This is a genomic window from Stella humosa (genome assembly GCF_006738645.1).
Lineage (GTDB): Bacteria > Pseudomonadota > Alphaproteobacteria > ATCC43930 > Allostellaceae > Allostella > Allostella humosa.
The window spans coordinates 2,965,340-2,985,117 of record NZ_AP019700.1; the positions used below are offsets into that span (position 1 = coordinate 2,965,340).

Consider the following 19,778-nt stretch of genomic DNA (forward strand, 5'->3'; position numbering starts at 1 on the left):
ATTCCCACCCGGCATACCGCCCGGAGAGGCGCATGTCCCCGCAGCAGTTCGACTACATCGTCGTGGGTGCCGGCTCGTCCGGCTGCGTCCTGGCGAACCGGCTTTCCGCCGACGGCCGGCACCGCGTGCTGCTGCTCGAGGCTGGCCCCAAGGACACCAACCCCTGGATCCATATCCCGGTAGGCTATGTGAAGAACCTCCGGAACCCGGGGGTCAACTGGTGCTACGAGACCGAGCCCGATCCCGGCATCAACGGCCGCAAGTCCTACTGGCCGCGTGGGCGGGTGCTGGGCGGCTCAAGCTCGATCAACGGCCTGATCTACATCCGCGGCCAGCGCGAGGACTATGACCACTGGCGCCAGCTCGGCAATCGCGGCTGGAGCTTCGAGGACGTGCTGCCCTACTTCAAGAAGGCCGAACGGCAGGAGCGCGGCGCATCCGACCTGCACGGCGCCGACGGCCCCCTCAGCGTCGAGGACCTGCGCCAGAAGCACGAGCTGTGCGAGGCCTTCATCGAGTCGTGCCAGGCGATCGGCATTCCCCGCAACGACGACTTCAACGGCGCCGAGCAGGAGGGTGCCGGCTACTACCAACTTACCAACCGCAACGGCCGGCGCTGCTCGGCCGCCGTCGCCTATCTGCGGCCGGCCAAGGGGCGCGCCAACCTCAAGATCGAGACCGGCGCGCTCGCCAGCCGCGTGCTGCTGGACGGACGCAAGGCGGTCGGGATCGAGTATCGCCAGGGCGGCACGGTGCGCCAGGCGATGGCCAGCCGCGAGGTGATCCTGTCCGGCGGCGCGATCAACTCCCCGCAACTGCTGCTGCTGTCGGGCATCGGTCCGGGCGCGCACCTGCAGGAGCGCGGCATCGCCGTCGCCCACGACCTGCCGGGCGTCGGCCAGAACCTGCAGGACCATTTCCAGGCCCGCATCGCCTATCGCTGCACCCGGCCCATCACCGTCAACGACGACATCCGGAGCTGGTGGCGGACGCTGAAGATGGGCCTGGAATATGCCACGCGGCGGACGGGCGCCATGACGATCGGCGCCGGCCAGGTCGGCCTGTTCGCCAAGACCCGGCCGGAACTGGCCACGCCGGACGTGCAGTACCACTTCATCCTCTTCAGCTCGGACGGTGCCGGCTTGGCGCCCCACCCCTTCCCCGGCTTCACCAATTCGGTCTGCCAGCTTCGCCCGGAAAGCCGGGGTACGATCACGCTGCGCGACGCCGATCCCGCCACCCATCCGGCGATCCGCCCGAACTACCTGTCGGCCGAGACCGACCGGCGGACCATGGTCGACGGGCTGAAGCTGGCGCGCCGGCTGGGCGAGCAGGCGCCGCTGGCCGCCTACGTCGCGGGCGAGCACATCCCCGGCCCCGGCGTCGTCTCGGACGACGAGATCCTGGAATTCGCCCGCCAGACCGGCTCCACCATCTACCACCCGACCAGCACCTGCATGATGGGCCAGGGGCCGGGCGCGGTCGTCGACGCGGAACTGCGCGTGCATGGCATCGGCCGGCTGCGCGTCGTCGACTGCTCGATCATGCCGACGGTCGTGTCCGGCAACACCAACGCCCCCGCCATCATGATCGGCGAGAAGGCGAGCGACCTCATCCTCAATGCCAAGGCGGCATGAATAGCCGCGACTAGGGAGCCCAGCACATGAAGGTAGGCCTGGCCATCGCCGAGATCCTGAAGCGCGAAGGCGTCGAGATCGTCTTCGGCTATCCGGTGAACCACATCCTGGAATATGTCGCCCATGTCGACATCCGGCCGATCATCGTGCGCCAGGAGCGCATCGGCCTGCACATGGCGGACGCCTATTCCCGCCTGTCGCGCGGCAAGAAGATCGGCGTCTTCGCCATGCAGCACGGGCCGGGCGCCGAGAACGCCTATGGCGGCGTCGCCCAGTGCTACGGCGAATCGATCCCCGTCCTGGTCATGCCCATGGGTTATCCGCGCCGCATCGCCCATGTGCCGCCGAACTTCAACTCGGTCACGGCGATGCAGCACATCACCAAGAGCGCCGAGCCGGTGACGAGCGGGGCCGAGCTTGGCAACGTCATGCGCCGGGCCTTCACCCAGCTGCGCAACGGCCGCTTCGGGCCGTGCCTGGTGGAGGTGCCGACCGACGTCTTCAACGAGGACGTGGCCGAGCCCATCGCCTACGAGCCGGTGATGACGACCCGCTTCGGGCCGGACCCGATGGCGGTGCGCAAGGTGGCCGACGTGCTGGTCGACGCCAAGGACCTCGTCATCCATGCCGGCCAGGGCGTGCACTGGGCCGGTGCCTGGCCGCAGCTTAAGCGCCTGGCCGAGCTGCTGGCCGCCCCGGTGATGACGACGCTGCAGGGCAAGAGCGCCTTCCCCGAGAACCACGAGCTGTCGCTCGGCTCCGGCGGGCGCGCCTATTCCAAGACCATCGACGTCTTCCTGAAGAAGGCCGACGTGATCTTCGGCATCGGCTGCTCCTTCACCGAGACCAACTTCGGCACCGCCATCCCCAAGGGCAAGACGATCGTCCATTCGACGCTCGACCCGCTCGACATCAACAAGGACGTGATCGCCGCCCACGCGCTGGTGGGCGATGCCGCGCTGACGCTGGATGCGCTGATCGCCGAGCTGGAACTGCGCATCAAGACCCCGCGCGACGCCTCGGCCGTGGCCAAGGAGATCGCCGCGGTCAAGGCCGAGTGGCTGGCCAAGTGGATGCCCAAGCTGACATCGAACGAGGCGCCGCTGTCGCCCTATCGCGTGCTGTGGGACCTGGCCCACACCGTCGACCGGGCCAACACCATCATCACCCACGACGCCGGCAGCCCGCGTGACCAGCTCTCCCCCTTCTGGGAGACGACCGAGCCCCTGTCCTACATCGGCTGGGGCAAGACCACCCAGCTCGGCTACGGGCTGGGGCTGGCCATGGGCGCCAAGCTCGCCTGCCCCGACAAGCTCTGCATCAATGTCTGGGGCGATGCCGCCATCGGCTTCACCGGCATGGACTTCGAGACCGCGGTGCGCGAGCGCATCCCGATCCTGTCGATCCTGCTGAACAACTTCTGCATGGCGATCGAGCTGCACATCATGGAAGTGTCGACCGAGAAGTATCGCTCGACCGACATTTCCGGCGACTATGCGGCGATGGCGCGCGCCTTCGGCGGCTATGGCGAGCGGGTGACGAAGCCCGAGGACATCATCCCGGCCATCAAGCGCGGCATCGAGCAGACCCAGAAGGGCATCCCGGCGCTCATCGAGTTCATCACCTCGAAGGAGACCGAGATCTCCACCTTCAAGAGCTGAGCGCTACCGCGCGGGTATCGGCGCCAGGTGGAATTCCGCCATGGCGTCGATCGCCCAGCGCGCCAGATAGACCGAGTAGGACGGGCGCACGAGCAGCCAGTAGGTCGGCCGCTCGTCGCGCTGCAGGATGATCGCCGGCACCCGCGCGAAGGTCGACTGGGCGACATGGCCCGGCCCGAACTGGCGCGGGTGCAGGTCGAGGTGGCAGCCCTTCTCCATCACCGTGCGCGCCGCCGGCCCGGCGATCTCCAGCCCCAACCGGCCGGCCGAGGTATCGACGGCGGCATAGTGGTATCCCGCCAGCGCCATCTGGAAGCGGGCGATGGTGGTCGCCACTTCCGGCCGCGGCACCAGCACCAGCCATTCGTCCGGCCCCAGCCAAAGCGCCGCCCGCGCACCGTCGGATTCGAAGCGGTTTGCGGCCGATGGCAGCGCCACCCCCAGTGCGGCCGATGCCAGCGGCAGGCAGGCCGCTTCGCCGCGCAAGGTGATCTGGCCGACCGGCGTCAGCGCCGACAGCGCCGCCTGGTCGCCCGATGCCGACGCCATGTCGGCCGCCAGCGCGTCCAGCACCGTCCTGGGCTCAACCATCACGACGCTCCCCGGCCGGGTCGAACAGCACCGGGTCGGCGATCCGGGCAGCCACCATCAGGTCGCCGGAGGCCGGCTTCACCAGCGGCGCATAGACCAGTTCGCCGATCCGCGCGCGGCCGTCGCGGACCAGTGCCAGCGCGAAGGTGCGGCCCATGGCGGCGCTCTGGTAGCTTGAAGTGACGTGCCCCAGCATCGGCATCGGCGTCCGCAGCACCGGCTCGCCGACGATCTGGGCACCCTCGGTCAGCAGCGTCTGAGGATCCTCGGGCAGCAGCGCCACCAGTTGCTTGCGGCCCGGGCGCGCGGTGTCCGAGCGCGCCAGCGACCGCTTGCCCAGGAAATCCTTTTTCTTCGCGACCATGCGCTCCAGCCCCAGGTCGATCGGCGTCACGGTGCCGTCCGTCTCGTGCCCGACGATGAAATAGCCCTTCTCGGCGCGCAGCACATGCATCGCCTCGGTGCCGTAGGGGGCGATGCCGAGCGGCTCGCCGGCCGCCGCGACCGCCTCCCAAAGGGCCAGCCCCAGCGTACCCTCGACGCTGATCTCAAAGGCGAGTTCGCCCGAGAAGCTGACGCGTGCGATGCGGGCCGGCATGCCGGCCACCACGCCGTCGCGGAAGGTCATGAAGGGAAATGCGGCCGCCGACAGGTCGACATCCGGCATCAGCCGGCCCAGCAGCGCGCGGGCCGACGGGCCGGCGACGGCGACCGTCACCCACTGCTCGGTGACGGAGGTGGAGAAGACCCTCAGCTCCGGCCACTCCGTCTGGTGCCATTCCTCCATCCAGTCGAGCACGCGGGCGGCCCCGCCCGTCGTCGTCGTCAGGAAGAAGCGGTCGGGCGCCAGGCGCATGACGACGCCGTCGTCGAAGACCATCCCGTCCTCGCGGCACATGACGCCGTAGCGGCAGGCGCCGACCGCCAGGCTGGCCATCGGGTTGATGTAGAAGCGATCGAGGAAGGCTGCCGCATCCGGCCCGCGCACCTCGATCTTGCCGAGCGTCGAGGCGTCCATCATGCCAACGGCCTGGCGGACCGTGGCGCATTCGCGCAGCACGGCGCGCTCCATGTCCTCGCCGTTGCGGGGGAAATAGCGCGGGCGCTTCCACTGGCCGACATTCTCGAACACGGCATGGGCGGCCAGGTGGCTCGGATGGATCGGCGTGATCCGCTCGGGGTCGAAGAGCGCGCCGACATGGCGGCCGGCCAGCGCGCCATAGGCGACGGGCACGTAGGGCGCACGATAGGTGGTCGTCCCCGTCTCGCCCATCGGCCGGGCCAGCGCGCGGGACAGGACGGCGATGGTGTTGACGTTGCCGCTCTTGCCCTGGTCGGTGCCCATGCCGGCGGTGGTGTAGCGCTTCACATGCTCGATCGAGCGGAAGCCCTCGCGCGCCGCCAGCTCGATGTCGGGCACGGTCACGTCGTTCTGCAAGTCGACGAAGACCTTGCCGCGCACCCGCTCGCCCTCGGCCACGCCCCAGAAGGAAAGGATCGGCGCGCCGGCCGGTGCGGCGGCTGCGACCGGCATGGCCACGCGGCCGCGCCGTCCGGCTGCAGCGACGGCGGCCTCGCCCGCTTCGTGCCCGCCCCGCAGGCAGCCGGCCAGGTCGAAATCGCCGGCGGCGGCTCCCGCCACCGTCAGGCCGGCCGGCGTCGAGGACGGCCGGAAGCAGGCCAGCGCCTCGTCATAGGCAAGCTGGCCGCGCAGTTGCCCCAGCAGGTGGACGGCCGGGTTCCAGCCGCCCGAGATCGCCACCAGGTCGCAATCGATGCGCCGCAGCGAGCCCGACAGCGTGCCGCCGTCATTGGCCCGGATGTCGATGGCAGTGACCGCGCGGCCGCCATGCACGGCGACCGGCAGGCGCCCGTTCAGCACCTCGATCCCTCGCGCGGCGAGTGCGGCCGCGGCCGGCGAGCCGTCGGGTCGCAAGTCGACGATGGCGGCGATGGCACCCCCGGCATCGGCCAGCACGGCGGCTGCGGCGTAGGCGGAATCATTGTTGGTCACGAACACTGCCTGGCGGCCGCAGGCGACACCGAAGCGGCGGGCATATGTGGCGACCGCGCCCGCCAGCATGACCCCCGGCCGGTCGTTGCCGCCGAACAGCAGCGGGCGCTCGTGCGCACCCGCGGCGACAATGGTGCGGGCGGCGCGGACGTGCCACATGCGCTGGCGGACATGGCCGGCGGCCGATCCGGGCGGCAGATGGTCGGTGCGGCGCTCGACCGCCACCGCATATCCGTGATCGTAGAGCCCCAGCACCGTCGTCCGCGCCAGCAGCGTCACCTCCGGCATTGCCCGCAGTTCGTCGGCCGCCCGGGCCGCCCATGCGGCAGCGGGCAGGCCGTCGATCGTGCCGCCCGCCACCAGCAAGTCGCCGCCCGGCTCGCGCCCGTCATCGGCCAGGATGACGCGCAGGCCCGCCGACGCCGCCGCCCGCGCGGCTGCCAGCCCGGCCGGGCCGGCCCCCACGACGAGCAAGTCGGAATGGACGTGGGTGTGGTCGTAGAAGTCCGGATCGGCCTCGGTCGGGGCCCGGCCCATGCCGGCCATGCGGCGGATCGCCGGCTCGTAGACCCGGCGCCACCAGCCCCGGGGGCCGAGGAAGGTCTTGTAATAGAATCCGGCCACCAGCAGCGGTGCCAGAAACTGGTTCACTGCCCCCAGGTCGAATCCCAGGCCCGGCCAGGCGTTGACCGGTGCAGCCTCCAGCCCCTGGTACAGTTCAACCTGCGTCGCGCGGATGTTGGGCTCCGACCAGGCGCCGCGCCCGAGCTGGACCAGGGCACTCGGCTCCTCGACGCCGGCCGAATAGATGCCGCGCGGGCGATGGTACTTGAAGCTGCGCGCCACCACCGAGACGCCGGACGCGATCAGCGCCGAGGCCAGCGTGTCCCCCGGGTGGCCCGAATGGGAGCGTCCGGCGAAGGTGAAGTCGAGCCGGCGGTCGCGGTCGATGGCGCCGCCTTGCGGCAGGCGGAAGCCGCTCATGGGCGCTGGTCCGGCAGGGCCGGGCGCTCGGCGCCGGGTGGATAGGCCTGGGCGATCTCGTGCGTCACCGTGTGGCGGACGAGGTTGAACCAGCGCCGGCAGCCATGGGAATGCACCCATCGCTCGCGCATCCAGCCCTTTGGGTTGTCGCGCAGGAAGACGTAGGCGCCCCACGCCTCCTCCGACATGGCGGGCGGGTCGAGTGGGCGGGCGATGTGGGCCTCGCCGCCATTGGCGAACTCCGTCTCCTCGCGCGGGCCGCACCAGGGGCAGGGAATCAGCAGCATGTCCGGGCTCTCAATGGGCGACCGCGGCGGCGCCATGCTCATCGATGAGGGCGCCGGAGGCAAAGCGGTCGAGGCGGAACGGGGCGTTGAGCGGATGCGGCTCGCCGGTGGCGATGGTGTGGGCGAAGACCCAGCCGGAGCCGGGAGTCGCCTTGAAGCCGCCCGTACCCCAGCCGCAATTGATGAACAGGCCGTCGACCGGCGTGCGGCCGATGATCGGCGAGGCGTCCGGGCAGACATCGACGATGCCGCCCCAGGTGCGCATCATGCGCAGCCGGCTGAAGATCGGGAACAGCTCCAGCAGCGCACCCATCTGGTGCTCGATGACGTGGAACGAGCCGCGCTGGGCGTAGGAATTGAAGGCGTCGATCCCCGCCCCCATCACCAGTTCCCCCTTGTCGGACTGGCTGACATAGACATGGACGGCGTTCGACATGACGACGCAGTCCAGGATCGGCTTGATCGGCTCGGACACCAGCGCCTGGAGCGGGTGCGACTGCACCGGCAGGCGGAACCCCGCCATCGCGGCCAGGACGGAGGAATGGCCGGCCGTCACCAGGCCCACCCGGCCCGCGCGGATCGGGCCGCGCGTCGTCTGGACGCCGGTCACGCGCCCGCCCTCGACGTCGATGCCCGTCACCTCGCAGTTCTGGATAATGTCGACGCCGCGGGCATCCGCGCCGCGCGCATAGCCCCAGGCGACGGCATCATGCCGGGCGACGCCACCGCGGCGCTGCAAGGTGGCGCCCAGCACTGGATGGCGGCGGCGGGCGTCGATGTCGATGATCGGACAGAACTCGCGCACCTCCTCCGGCGACAGCCATTCGGCGTCGATGCCGTTCAGCCGGTTCGCCTGCACCCGGCGCACGCCCTCGCGCACGTCATGCAGCGTGTGGGCGAGGTTCAGCACTCCGCGCTGGCTCAGCATGACGTTGAGGTTGAGGTCGGCCGACAGCCCCTCCCACAGCTTCAGGGAGTGCTCGTAGAGGTGCGCGCTCTCGTCCCACAGGTAGTTGGAGCGGATGATCGTCGTGTTGCGGCCGGTATTGCCGCCGCCGAGCCAGCCCTTTTCCAGCACCGCGACATTGGTGATGCCGTGGTTCTTGGCCAAATAATAGGCCGTCGCCAGCCCATGACCGCCACCGCCGACGATGATCGCGTCATAGGAATCGCGCGGGGCGGCGTCGCGCCAATAGGCCGGCCAACTGCGGTGCCGGTCGAGCGCGTTGAGCGCCAACTGAAAGAACGAAAAACGCTGCATCCATCCTCGGGCCGCGGGGCGCGGGCGGCCCGAGGGTAGGCGAGCGGAAGCCGGCTGTCTAACGCCCCTTGCGCATCGGCCGATGTGCTATGCGCGGACCCGTTCCACCGGCGGCGGATTGTGGTTTATCGGCCGCACCGTGGACGCCTGGGCGCCCTTGATGCCCTCGCCCTCGGCCACCTCGCAGCGCACCTTGTGCCCGACCTCCAGGCCGCCGAAGCCGTCGTCGACGACGGCGTTGCGATGGAAATAGACCTCCTGCCCGTCGGGCATGCGGACGAAGCCGTAGCCCTCGTGGGCGAATATTCGATCGACGATCCCGTGCGTCGGCACCTCATGCGACTTGACGATCCCGGCCATTCGCTCGGCCTTGTCGGCGAGCTGGCGGCGGGCGGCCTCGAACGCATCGTTGATGGCGTGGTAGACACCTTCGTGCGACTGCGCGTCGTGATGCTCGCGCGCGACCGCGATCTCTCCGCCGGGATAGGTGATGTCGACGCGGACCTTGAAAAGCTTCACGACATTCTGCCGGCGAACCGCCTCGATGGCGACGCGGCAACTGGTGATGCGGTCCTTGAAGCGCGACAGCCGATCGAGTCGGTCTCGCACGCGCGCCTCGACGCTCTCGGAGGAGTCGATGTTGCGGAAGGTGATCTGCAGCGGGATCTGCATGGTTTTCCTCATCTTTAAGGCTGGATGTGATCTGCCTTGCGGGTGGCGCCCGCGCCTTGCCCTGATGACCTCCTGATTTCCATGTCGTTCGGATTGCCCCACTATCAAGACCGCAACCGTCACATTCCGCAGATCCGCGATTCCCGAGGCGCCATGGCGACCGACCCTGTCGAACTCTACCGCAGCGCCATCGTCATCGACGCCACCTGCCCGCTGCTGGACCGCAAGGGATTCCTCGATTCCTACCGCCGCGGCGGCGTGACGGCGCTGTGCCCGACGGTGGGGGCGACGGGGGGTGCGGCCGAGACGTTCCGGGCGCTGACCGGCTGGCTCGCCCATGTCCGCGAGCAGGACGACCTGCTGCTGGTGCGGCGCGCGGCGGACATCGACGAGGCCAAGCGCAGCGGCCGCATCGGCATCATCGTGCATTTCCAGGGGGCGGACCCGGTCGAGGACGACCTGGCCCTGCTCGACGGCTACCACGCCATGGGGCTGCGCATGCTGCAGCTCGCCTACAACGTGAAGAACCGCGTGGGCGACGGCTGCGAGGAGCGCACCGACGCCGGCCTCAGCCGCTTCGGCATCGCGCTGATCGAGCGGTTGGAGGCGCTGCGGATCGTGCTCGACTGCTCGCACACCGGCTATCGCACGACGATGGAGGCGATGGAGCGGGCGACACGGCCGGTCGTCTTCTCGCACTCGAACCCGCGCACGGTGAAGGAATCGCCGCGCAACATCGGCGACGACCAGATCCGCGCGGTCGCCGCCACCGGCGGGCTGATCGGCATGAACGGGTTCCCCGCCTTCGTCGCCGCGCGCCAGCGGCCGACGGTCGACGACCTCATCGACCATATCGACTACACGGTGCAGCTCGTCGGCGACGAGCATGTCGGGCTCGGCATCGACTACTACCAGGGCCAGCACCCGTTCGTGGACGAGGCAGAAGCGCGCCGGCTCTATGACGGCTGGGTGGCGGCCGGCCACTGGAACCCCGCCAACTACCCGCCGCCGCCCTACCATTATCCCCAGGGGATCGAGACGCCGGACAAGTTGCCCCACCTGGCCGAGCGCCTGTCGGCGCGGGGCTATGGCGACGATTCGATCCTGAAGATCCTTGGCCGCAACTGGCAGCGGGTGTTCCGCGAGGTATGGGGCGCATGACCGCCATGGCACGGACGCTCTGGGGCCGGCGCAACTCCTTCAACCTCCAGAAGGTCGCCTGGCTGCTGGACGAGCTGTCTCTGCCCCACGACCATATCGAGGCAGGCGGCGCCTTCGGCGGTCTCGACGCCCCCTCCTTCCGGGCGATGAACCCGCACGGCAAGGTGCCGGTCCTGCGCGACGGCGATGTCGTGCTCTGGGAGTCCCACACGATCCTGCGCTACCTCGCCGCCAGCCATGGCGGGCCGGACCTCTGGCCCGCCGCCCCCGGCACCCGCGCGCTGGCCGACCGCTGGATGGACTGGTCGCAGGCAACCCTGCAACCGGCCTTCATGGATCTCTTCTGGGGCTGGTACCGAACGCCCGAGCCCCTGCGCGACGCCGCCCGCATTGCCGACGCCCAGCGCCGCTGCGAGGATCACTACGGCCTGCTCGACCGGGAATTGACCGGGCGCCCATGGCTCGCCGGCGACCGCTTCACGCTGGCCGACATTCCGGCCGGCACCAGCCTCTATCGCTGGTACGAAATGGACCGCCCGCGCCCGGAGCTTCCCCACCTGGCCGCGTGGTACGCCCGCCTCGCCGCCCGCCCGGCCTACCGCCGCCATGTTATGCGGCCATTCGGCGAACTGTGGGGGCGGGCAGACTACTGAACCAGCACGCCTTGACACCCGGCCTAGCCGGCGGCATATAAGCTGCCATCGACCCCGATCTGTTCGGCCAGCTCTCCATGCTCGTGATCGAGCGCCGAGCCCTGTTCCCCGTACCTGTCGAAGTTTGATCGCCGCGGAACCCGCGGCGGCACAGCCGCGTTCATACGGACGTAGCAATCATCAACTAAACAAGAGTCGCCCGGCATCTGCCGGGGCGACCACCGGAAGACCATGCAGAATATCATCGTTCGTGAGACCAGCGCGGCCCAGCCGCATCCCCACCACCGCATCCGCAGCAAGGCACCGGCGCGCAAGCCCGGCCAGGCGAGCCTTCCGCAGTCCCAGGGGCTGACCCGCGAGGAACTGCGGAAGATCGTGACCGACCTGATCGGCTAGACTACTCCGCCGCCTCGGCCTGCCCGTAGTCGACGGGCGTGAGGTCGGCCGCATCCGCATGGCGCTGCCAGTAGAGGTCGCGCATGCGGGCGGTGACCGGGCCGGGCACGCCATTGAAGAGGATGCGATCGTCCAGCCGGACGATCGGCATCAGCCCGCCGGCGGTGCTGGTGACGAAGATCTCGTCGGCCTCGCGGAAGCGGGCCTCCGGCAGCGGCCCCACTTCAAGCGGAATACCGCGCTCGCGGCAAAGGTCGATGACCGTGCCGCGGGTGATCCCCTCCAGGACGCCGCGATCGGGCGTCACCACCCGATCGCCGAACACCGCGAAGACGTTGAAGCCCGGGCCTTCGGTCACGTTGCCGTCGGTGCCGAGCAGGATCGCGGTGTCCGCCCCGCGCTCGTAGGCCTCGAGCTGCCCCCGCTCCAGATCCAGCCAGTGATAGTTCTTCACCGTCGGGTCGACCGATTCCGGCGGGATGCGCCGGAACGGCGGGATGATAGCCGACAGACCGGTCGCCTGCGCCTTCTCGCCGCCGATCCAGACGAACGGGACGGCGTAGGCGATCAGCTTGTTGTGGCAGAGCCGCAGGTCGCGCGAGCCGGCGGGCGGGCGGCCGCGCGTGCAGACCATGGCGACGTAGGCCCGGCGCAGCCCGGTGCGCCGCACGCATTCGGCCAGCAGGTCGGCCAGCCCCTCGCGTGACATGCCGATATCCATGTTGAGGATCCCGGTCGAGCGCAGGAAACGGTCGAGATGGTGGCCGAGGCGGAAGAATGCCCCGTCCCACACATGCACCACGTCATAGGTGACGTCGGATCGCGTGAAGCCGAGATCGAGGATGGAGATCGACGCCTCGTCGAGCGCCTTCCACTCGCCATCGACCCAGGCGACACCGCCGGGCGTGAGGGTCAGGGTCATGTTGCCAGCAACTCCGCTACTGCCTTGGCGATGAAACGTTCGTCCTCGGGGTTCTGCGCCGGGTTGCCGGCGCGGTGGCCCCAGGCGGACGGAATGGGCTTCAGGCGGGCGAAGGGGATGTGCGGCACCTCGCGCGCATTGTCCGCCACCTGGAAGTAGAGATCGGCATCGCCGGGCATGAGCAACGTCTTGGCCCGGATGGAACCGAGCGCCCGGCGCAGGTCGCCGCGATAGCGATCGTTGGCCGAAATATCGCCATGCTCCCAGGTCCAGAGTTGCGCCAGCAGGTCGTTGGCGTTGCGCCGCAGGAAGTTCCCCTCCCACCCCGACACCACGAAGTCCTCCACCGAGGCGAAGCCGATGCCGCGCCACAGTTCCTCGCGATAGAAGGTCTGCGACAGCGCCCAGCCGGCATAGACCCGGCCCATGGCGCGCAGTCCGCGGACGGGCGTCTCGTGGAACCAGCCGTCGCGAAAGGCGGCATCGGCGGTCAGCGTCGCGCGCACCCCCTGGATGAAAACCTGGTTGTGGGGCGCGGTGCGGGCCGAGCCGCACAGGATGCAGAGGCGCTCGACCATCTCCGGATAGAGCGCGCCCCAGTGATAGGCCTGCTGCCCGCCCATGGACCAGCCATAGACCATCGCCAGCCGGTCGATCCCCAGCCCCTCTGTAAGCAGACGATGTTGCGCCCGGATGTTGTCGAGATAGGTGACGTCGGGCCAGCGGCCGCGATCATAGGCGCCGCCGACATTGCTGGGCGATGTCGACAGGCCGTTGGCGAACTGGTTGGGGATGACGATGAACCAGCGCGACGGGTCCAGCACCCGGCCCGGGCCGATCAGCCACTCGATGTCGTGATGCTGGGCCGAGTACGAGGTCGGGTAGAGGATGACGTTGTCTCGGTCGGGCGACAGCGTGCCATAGGTCGTGTAGCTGAGCTGGGCACCGCGCAGCGTCATCCCGCCCTGGAGGACGAAGTCGCCCAGCGCAAAGGTCTTGGCTTCGGTCATCGTGCGCCCGCCAGGCTGCCCAGGATGGCGCGGTGCGTGCGGACATAGCCGCGTTCCACATGGGCCAGGTGCGGCGCCATCCTTCGGTGGGCCGCCGGCAGGGCATGGAACGGGATGGACGGGTAGGCATGGTGTTCGGCGTGGTAGGGCATGTTCCAGTGCACCAGTCTGACGGGCCAGGACACGAGCGTGGTCCGCGTGTTGGTCAGGGCGTTGCCATCGTCCGAGCAGAGCATGTGCTCCGTCAGCAGGATGGCACGCAGGATCGGCTGGCCGAGCAGCACCGGCCCGATCCAGTAGAGAACCGGCCCCCAGGGGTCCAGCGCCGCCCAGCCGGCGATCGCCGCCACGACCAGGACGTACATGGCGACGACCGAGCGCCGGGTCGTGGCCCGCGCCCGCTCCGGCACGAAGGAAAAGTCGCGGAAGTCGCCCCGCGCGACCCGCCACAGGATGGCCGCCCGCGCCCGCCAGTAGTTCCAGGCCGATACCCGCAGCAGGTATTGCCAGCGCGTCGTCGGCAGGGGCGTCATCAGTTCGGGGTCGAGCGCCGGATCCTGGCAATGGCGGTGATGGGCATAGTGGAAGTGCTTGTAGAAGTGGAAATCGACGAGGCTCGGCACGGCCGCCACCCAGCCGACCCAGTCGTTCAGCCGCCGCGAGCGGAAGGCCGTGTAGTGGACGCATTCATGCACCGGCGCGAAGAGGGCCACCAGCACCCAGCCCAGCAGCACCATCGCCGGCAACACCAGCCAGTGGCCCCGCGCGGCCGTGACGAGGGCAGCCGCCAGCCCGATCAGCGCGAGGTGGATCGCAAACTGGAGGATGCCGTGCCGGTTGGAGCGGCGGGACAATGCCTTCAGTTCCTGCGGTGCCAGGACGCGCCCGGCCGACATCGCGGTATCCATCGATTCCGTCTCCCGAACCCGGAGGGCAGATTAGGCGACGGTCCCTTGCAATAGCTAGGCCCCCCGCCCTGCCCACAGGCAGGCGAGCCCCACTCCGCCGGCACAGGCGGCCGCGACGAGGAACCCCGGCGCGAATCCGGCCGCCCCCTGCCCCGTCTCGACCGTTGCCCCGAGCAGCGCGATGCCGATGGCAAAGCCGCCCTGGCGCATGACCGTGGCAATGGCCGACGCCATCCCGCCCTGGGCGCTGGGCACGGTGGCGATCATGGCGCCGGAGATCTGGGCGTTCACCAGCCCCGCACCGCAGCCGCAAAGCAGCATGCCCGCCAGCACCGTCCAGGGCTGCGCGCCGAGCGCCAGCAGCAGGTTGCCGCCGGCCACGCCCAGCAACCCCAGCCCGAAGAACCTGGGCCAGCCGAGGCGCGGCGCCAGCCGGGCGCCGAGCGGCGGCAGCGCCAGCATCGGCAGGGTGGCTGCCAGCATCGCCAGTCCCGCCTGCCCCGTCGTCAGCCCCTGGGCCGCTTGCAGGAAGAGCGGCAGATAGACCAGCAGCGCCCAGTAGCCCACGGACATGGCGAGCAGCACGGCACAGATGCCGAGCGTCTCGGGCCGCGCGAACACCGCCGGGTCCAGCAGCGGGCGCGGCCGGCCGCGCTGTTGCAGCACGAAGCCCGCCAGCAGGATCGCAGCGCCGGCCGGCCATGCCCACCAGGGCAAGGTCCCGCCCCCGCCCTGCAACATCCCGGCGATGGCCGCGCCCAGCGCCAGCGTCAGCAGCAACACGCCCAGCGGATCGAGCGGGCGGCCATCCAATTCGGTCGCCTCCGGCAAAAGGCGCGGCACGACCCGGCCCAGCCAGACGCAGAACGGCAGGTTGACGAGGAAGATCCAACGCCAGCCCGCGACCTCGGCCACAAGGCCGCCCGCCGTCGGCCCCAGCGCCATTGCCGCCCCGGACACGATGCCCACCAGGGCGAAGGCACGCGCGCGTAGCCGCGGCTCGCGGTAGCGGTCCGAGATGAGGGCCAGCGCCCCGGTGATGACCATCGCCGCCCCCACGCCTTGGATCGCGCGAGCGGCCCACAGTGCCGGCCCCGTCCAGGCCAGCCCGCAGCCCAACGATGCCGCGGCGAACAGGAGATTGCCCCACAGCAGCACCCGCCGCCGGCCATGCCGGTCGGCGACCGCACCCGCGGCCAGCAGCAGCCCGGCGAAGGCCAGGCTGTAGGCATCCATGACCCAGGCAAAGCCGGCCATGCCGAAGCCGAACTCCGCCCCGATCGCCGGCAAGGCCACCGCCAGTGCCGTCACGTCGAAGGAGATCAGGGCGGCCGCCAACGCCAGCACCAGCGCCGGGGTGAAGGTTTCGCGCCAGCTTTCGGCGGTGGCTGCGGCTTCGCAGCCGATCGATGTGGACATGGCGCTGGCCCCCTTGGTGGGCGCGCACCATCGGTCACGCCGGCCGATCGGCCGAACGCCAAGCATTCACCCATTCATGAATCTCGTTCATGGTGATCGGATGCAGACCCGACCGCCGTTCGATGCGCTGATCGCCTTCGATGCCGCCTTGCGCCTCGGCAGCATGACGCTGGCTGCGGGCGAGCTCGGCGTCACCCAGAGTGCGGTCAGCCACCGCATTCGCCGGCTGGAGGCGTTCATGGGCACGGCCTTGCTGCTGCGCCGCAACGCGGGATTGGCGCCGACACCGGCCGGTGCGGCGCTGGCCGAGGGGCTGACGGCGCTGCTGGACGACCTGGCCGGCCTGCGGTCGCGCTGCCGCGCCGCCGACGCGCCCGACAACCTGCGGGTCGGCGTCGGCGCGGCGCTGGCGGGCAACTGGCTGGTGCGCCGCCTGCCAGGGTTCGCCGCCGCCTGCCCCGGCATCGCGATAGAACTGGCCGTCGTCGAGAACGAGGCGCAGGCGCATGCGCCCGACATCGACCTGCGCATCCTGTGGGTACCGGCCGCAGAGGCCCGCTCGACCTCCACCCAGCGGCCGCTGTTCCAGGAATGCGTCTTCCCGGTCTGTCACCCGGCGTTGCTGCCAGCCGCCTTCGTACCGGGCGACCCCGCGCTGCTGTCGACCCTGCCGTTGCTGCACAAAGGGCCGGCCGGGCGCGGCACCGGCGCGGAGTGGTCGTGGGCCGCCTGGCTCGACCGGCTGGGCCTGCCGCCCCGGCCGGGCGACACCTTGCGCTTCGCCACCATCGGCACGGCGATCGCGGCCGCGCTCGAAGGGGCGGGGGCGGTGCTGGCCCGCTCGATGCTGGTCCATGACGCGCTGGCCGACGGCCGGCTGGTGCGCCTGCTGCCGGATGGATGGGACATGCCGTCCAGCAAGGTCCATGTCCTGCGCTGGCCGGCCGCCCTGTCCGGCGACGACCGGGTTCGCCGCTTCGCCGCCTGGCTGGTGGAGCGAACGGCCGAGACGGCCGCAGCCCCTTGATGCAGATCAGGGCCGGTTGGGCGGATCCCGCACGGACTGGGGGCCGGCCGGCGCGGCCGGTGCCGGCTCCGGCCCGCCATTCAGCCAACGGCCGATGCGCCGGAAGATGCGCCCCATCACCCGGAACAGCTTGGGCAGCAGCCAGATCACCAGGGCGATGAAGGCGACCATCAGGACGATGAACACCCAGGGATGCTGAACCGCCGCCCACAGGCCGGCGAAGACCGCGATGTCCTCGCCGATCGAGGCGCCCCAGTTGCTGAACGGCTCGGGCGAGGTGTTGATCACCAGCCGGGTGCTGGCCTTGGTCGCGTGCGCGGCCGTCGCCAGGGTGCCGCCGACCAGCCCGGCCGCCAGCCCGATAGACGGGTCGATGCTCCAGGCCGAGCCCGCCGCCAGCAAGGCACCCGCCGGGATGCGCACGAAGGTGTGCAAGGCGTCCCAGCCGCTGTCGACGCCCGGCACCTTGTCGGCCACGAACTCCACCGCATACATCAGCCCCGCCGCCAGGATGACGATGGGCGATGCCAGGAGTTGCAGGTCGGGCGGCAAGGCCATCGCGCCAGTCGCCCCCATCAGCCCCAGCGCCAGCATGGCCGCATAGAGGTTGATGCCGCTGGCCCAGCCGACGCCGAGCGTCAGGGCGATTGCGGAAACCGGATCCATGCTGGCTGTCCCTCCATCAGGCCCACGCGGATGATCCGCGCGCATCGGATAATATGCCGAAAACAACGGCCGGCGTTGCTGCCCATTCCGCCAGGGGGCTAGGATCGCCGCCACGGCGCGCGCACCGGCGCGCTCCCAAGCGATTCGAGGCAGCCATGCAGGACCTTCCCTTCCGCTCCGCCAAGGAACTGGCCAGCCTCATCCGGCGCAAGAAGGTGAGTGCGCTGGAACTGCTGGACCTCTACCTGGCCCGCGTCGAACGGCACAACCCGGCGCTCAACGCCGTCGTCGCCATGGATGTCGGCCAGGCGCGGAAGCGCGCGCGGGCGGCCGACCGGGCACTGGCCAAGGGCAAACCCTGGGGGCCACTGCACGGCGTGCCCATGACGATCAAGGAATCCTTCGACGTCGCCGGCCTGCCGACCACCTGGGGCCTACCGGCCTACGCCGACAACATCGCCAAGCACAGCTCGGTTCCGGTCGAGCGGATGGAGGCGGCCGGCGTCGTGCTGTTCGGCAAGACCAACGTGCCGGCCTGGCTGGCCGACTGGCAGAGCTACAATGCGGTCTACGGCACCTGCAACAACCCGTGGGACGTGACCAGGACGCCGGGCGGCTCGTCCGGCGGATCGGCCGCGGTGCTGGCGGCCGGCCTGACCGGAATCGAGGCCGGCAGCGACATCGGTGCCTCGATCCGCAACCCCGCGCATTATTGCGGCGTCTACGGCCACAAGCCGACCTACGAGATCTGCGCGTCCCGCGGCCAGGCGCTGCCGGGCGTGCTGTCGGGCTCCGACATCGCCGTCATCGGCCCGATGGCGCGCAGCGCCGACGACCTCGACATCGCGCTGACGGCACTGGCCGGCCCGGACGCGATCGAGGCCGGCGGGTGGCAGCTTCGCCTGCCGCCCAGCCGCAAGAAGACGCTGCGCGAGTTCAAGGTCGCCGTCGTCCTGAACGACCCCAATGGCGAGGTCGACCGCGAGATCCAGGACCGGCTGCAGGAGCTGGCCGATTTCCTGTCCAAGAAGATGAAGGTGAAGGTCGCCGACGCCCATCCCGACATCGACACGACCGACGCCCATCGCACCTATATCCACCTGCTGCGCATGGCCACCTGCGGCCGCCAGACCGACGAGGACTTCGCTCGTAACCGCGAGATCGCCGAGGGCCTGGCCAAGTCCGACGACAGCTATTATGCGCGGATGATGCGGGCCAACACCGGCTCGCACCGCGACTGGCTGGCCCACAACGAGAAGCGCCGGCACCTGCAATGGGCCTGGCACGAATTCTTCCAGAGCTACGACATCCTGCTCTGCCCCGCCGCCTCCTCGACGGCCTTCGCCCACAACCACGAGGGCAACCGCTGGGACCAGAAGATCGTCGTCAACGGCAAGCCCGTGTCGGTCATCGACCAGATGTTCTGGGCAGGCTATCCGGGCGTCGTCTACCTGCCGGCCACCGTCGCCCCGGCCGGCCTGGGCGCCTCGACCGGCCTGCCGCTCGGCGTGCAGATCGTGGGGCCGTTCGGCGGCGACCGCAGCACCATCCGCTTCGCCCAACTGCTGGCCAAGGAGTGGCACGGCTATACGCCGCCGCCGGGGTTCAGTTGAGGCCAGAGCGCCGGCGGCGCCGGCCGAACAGGATGTCGGCCAGCACCGCGGCCACGACCACCGCGCCGCCGGCATAGCTGGCGGCCGCCGGCCGTTCGGCGAAGGCGAGCCACACCGCGACCGGCCCCAACGGAATCTCGAGCGACCCGATCAGGGCCGACCGGGTGGCCGAGACCAGCCGGGTCCCGAGCGTCAGCAGCAGCAAGCCCAGCCCGAACTGGGCGCCGAATGCCGCCAGCATCGCCAGTTCGCCTATGGTCGGCGACAACGGCTGGGCAAAAGGCGCCACCAGCACGGCGCTGGCAAAGCCTGACAGGGAGGCCGCCGGCAGCATCGAGCGCCCCGGGTTGGCGCGGATGATGACCATCATGGTGCCGATCAGCACCGTCATCGCCAGGGCGAGGAGGTTGCCGACGAACTGGCCGCCGGCCGGGGCGCCGCCGAAGATCACGACCACGCCGGACATCGCGACCGCGGCCGCCGCCAGCGTCGTGGTACTTTCCCGGCGACCGAGCAAGAGCCAGCCGATCGCCGCGGTCACGAAGGGCGCGGCCGCGTGGATCAGGGTCACATCAGCCACCGTCGAGCGCTGCAGCGCATTGATGAAGCAGACCGTGCCCAGCGCCGAGCAGGCGGCGGCGGCCAAGCCGGCCCGGCCCATCCCGCCAAACGCCGACAGCGTCCGCGCACGGTGGGTCCAGGCGATCCAGGCCAGGATGAAAAGGCCGCCGAATGTCCCGCGCCAGAAAACCACCGTCCAGGCATCGAGCACGATCAGCCGCGTGAATGGACCGGCGGCGCTGAAGACCACGGCCGCCGCCGTCACCAGAATGATACCCCTGCCGCCCTGCCCCATGACCATCCGTCCGATGCTGCTCGCGGGGGAAGCTAGCGGG

General features: G+C 70.1%; 18 protein-coding genes. 7 read left to right on the forward strand and 11 right to left on the reverse strand.

The features are described 5' to 3' along the window. Nucleotides 1-32 precede the first annotated feature (32 nt). A complete protein-coding gene (locus tag STVA_RS13940; protein ID WP_123688529.1) occupies nt 33-1,637 on the forward strand; it encodes a GMC family oxidoreductase in 1,605 nt (534 codons plus the stop codon). 26 nt (nt 1,638-1,663) lie between these two features. Beyond that, the gene (locus STVA_RS13945) at nt 1,664-3,298 is read left to right on the forward strand and encodes a thiamine pyrophosphate-requiring protein (RefSeq protein WP_123688530.1); all 1,635 of its coding nucleotides are present in this window, start codon (nt 1,664-1,666) and stop codon (nt 3,296-3,298) included. A gap of 3 nt (nt 3,299-3,301) precedes the next feature. On the opposite strand, the gene STVA_RS13950 is transcribed toward STVA_RS13945, so the two are convergent. The 5 genes from STVA_RS13950 to STVA_RS13970 form a co-directional block, all read right to left on the reverse strand. Beyond that, a complete protein-coding gene (locus STVA_RS13950) occupies nt 3,302-3,889 on the reverse strand; it encodes a sarcosine oxidase subunit gamma (protein ID WP_123688531.1) in 588 nt (195 codons plus the stop codon). Then, complete coding sequence (locus STVA_RS13955; protein WP_123688532.1) at nt 3,882-6,887, reverse strand: sarcosine oxidase subunit alpha family protein; 3,006 nt, start codon at nt 6,885-6,887, stop codon at nt 3,882-3,884. Before STVA_RS13955 ends, STVA_RS13950 begins: the two co-directional genes overlap by 8 nt. Continuing rightward, entirely contained in the window at nt 6,884-7,174 is a 291-nt protein-coding gene (locus STVA_RS13960; RefSeq protein ID WP_123688826.1) for a sarcosine oxidase subunit delta, read from the reverse strand. The genes STVA_RS13955 and STVA_RS13960 overlap by 4 nt, the downstream gene beginning before the upstream one ends. Before the next feature lie 10 nt (nt 7,175-7,184). Next, a complete protein-coding gene (locus tag STVA_RS13965) occupies nt 7,185-8,435 on the reverse strand; it encodes a sarcosine oxidase subunit beta family protein (protein ID WP_123688533.1) in 1,251 nt (416 codons plus the stop codon). 87 nt (nt 8,436-8,522) lie between these two features. Next, complete coding sequence (locus tag STVA_RS13970) at nt 8,523-9,107, reverse strand: HPF/RaiA family ribosome-associated protein (RefSeq protein WP_123688534.1); 585 nt, start codon at nt 9,105-9,107, stop codon at nt 8,523-8,525. Nucleotides 9,108-9,260: 153 nt separating this feature from the next. Here STVA_RS13970 and STVA_RS13975 point away from each other — a divergent pair, with 153 nt between their 5' ends. The 3 genes from STVA_RS13975 to STVA_RS27665 all read left to right on the forward strand — a co-directional run bounded on the left by STVA_RS13975 (nt 9,261) and on the right by STVA_RS27665 (nt 11,317). Continuing rightward, complete coding sequence (locus STVA_RS13975; RefSeq protein ID WP_123688535.1) at nt 9,261-10,268, forward strand: dipeptidase; 1,008 nt, start codon at nt 9,261-9,263, stop codon at nt 10,266-10,268. After that, nucleotides 10,265-10,921: a glutathione S-transferase family protein gene (locus STVA_RS13980; protein WP_123688827.1), complete on the forward strand. Its 657-nt coding sequence runs from the start codon at nt 10,265-10,267 to the stop codon at nt 10,919-10,921. The genes STVA_RS13975 and STVA_RS13980 overlap by 4 nt, the downstream gene beginning before the upstream one ends. Nucleotides 10,922-11,152: 231 nt before the next feature. Next, nucleotides 11,153-11,317 (forward strand): hypothetical protein, encoded by a 165-nt coding sequence (locus tag STVA_RS27665; RefSeq protein WP_170216331.1) that lies wholly within the window; start codon nt 11,153-11,155, stop codon nt 11,315-11,317. Nucleotide 11,318: 1 nt separating this feature from the next. Here the strand turns inward: STVA_RS27665 and STVA_RS13985 are convergent, their stop codons facing one another. From STVA_RS13985 to STVA_RS14000, 4 genes are read right to left on the reverse strand one after another with little or no spacing between them, the layout of a single operon-like run. Continuing rightward, a complete protein-coding gene (locus STVA_RS13985; RefSeq protein WP_123688536.1) occupies nt 11,319-12,239 on the reverse strand; it encodes an aminotransferase class IV in 921 nt (306 codons plus the stop codon). Beyond that, nucleotides 12,236-13,249 carry an alpha/beta fold hydrolase gene (locus STVA_RS13990; protein ID WP_123688537.1) on the reverse strand — a complete coding sequence of 338 codons (1,014 nt, stop codon included), beginning with the start codon at nt 13,247-13,249 and terminating at the stop codon, nt 12,236-12,238. The genes STVA_RS13985 and STVA_RS13990 overlap by 4 nt, the downstream gene beginning before the upstream one ends. Then, a complete protein-coding gene (locus STVA_RS13995) occupies nt 13,246-14,157 on the reverse strand; it encodes a fatty acid desaturase (protein ID WP_123688538.1) in 912 nt (303 codons plus the stop codon). The genes STVA_RS13990 and STVA_RS13995 overlap by 4 nt, the downstream gene beginning before the upstream one ends. A gap of 54 nt (nt 14,158-14,211) precedes the next feature. After that, complete coding sequence (locus STVA_RS14000; RefSeq protein ID WP_123688539.1) at nt 14,212-15,576, reverse strand: MFS transporter; 1,365 nt, start codon at nt 15,574-15,576, stop codon at nt 14,212-14,214. Nucleotides 15,577-15,676: 100 nt separating this feature from the next. Between STVA_RS14000 and STVA_RS14005 the strand changes: the two genes are divergently transcribed. Further along, nucleotides 15,677-16,603, forward strand: a complete 927-nt coding sequence (locus STVA_RS14005; RefSeq protein ID WP_123688540.1) for a LysR substrate-binding domain-containing protein — start codon at nt 15,677-15,679, stop codon at nt 16,601-16,603. 6 nt (nt 16,604-16,609) lie between these two features. Here the strand turns inward: STVA_RS14005 and STVA_RS14010 are convergent, their stop codons facing one another. Continuing rightward, nucleotides 16,610-17,269 (reverse strand): DUF4126 domain-containing protein, encoded by a 660-nt coding sequence (locus STVA_RS14010; RefSeq protein ID WP_123688541.1) that lies wholly within the window; start codon nt 17,267-17,269, stop codon nt 16,610-16,612. A gap of 155 nt (nt 17,270-17,424) precedes the next feature. Between STVA_RS14010 and STVA_RS14015 the strand changes: the two genes are divergently transcribed. Beyond that, nucleotides 17,425-18,882: an amidase gene (locus STVA_RS14015; protein WP_123688542.1), complete on the forward strand. Its 1,458-nt coding sequence runs from the start codon at nt 17,425-17,427 to the stop codon at nt 18,880-18,882. Here STVA_RS14015 and STVA_RS14020 read toward each other — a convergent pair. Next, a complete protein-coding gene (locus STVA_RS14020; RefSeq protein WP_170216332.1) occupies nt 18,875-19,708 on the reverse strand; it encodes a DMT family transporter in 834 nt (277 codons plus the stop codon). The two genes, STVA_RS14015 and STVA_RS14020, sit on opposite strands and share 8 nt — an antisense overlap. Nucleotides 19,709-19,778: the final 70 nt, after the last annotated feature.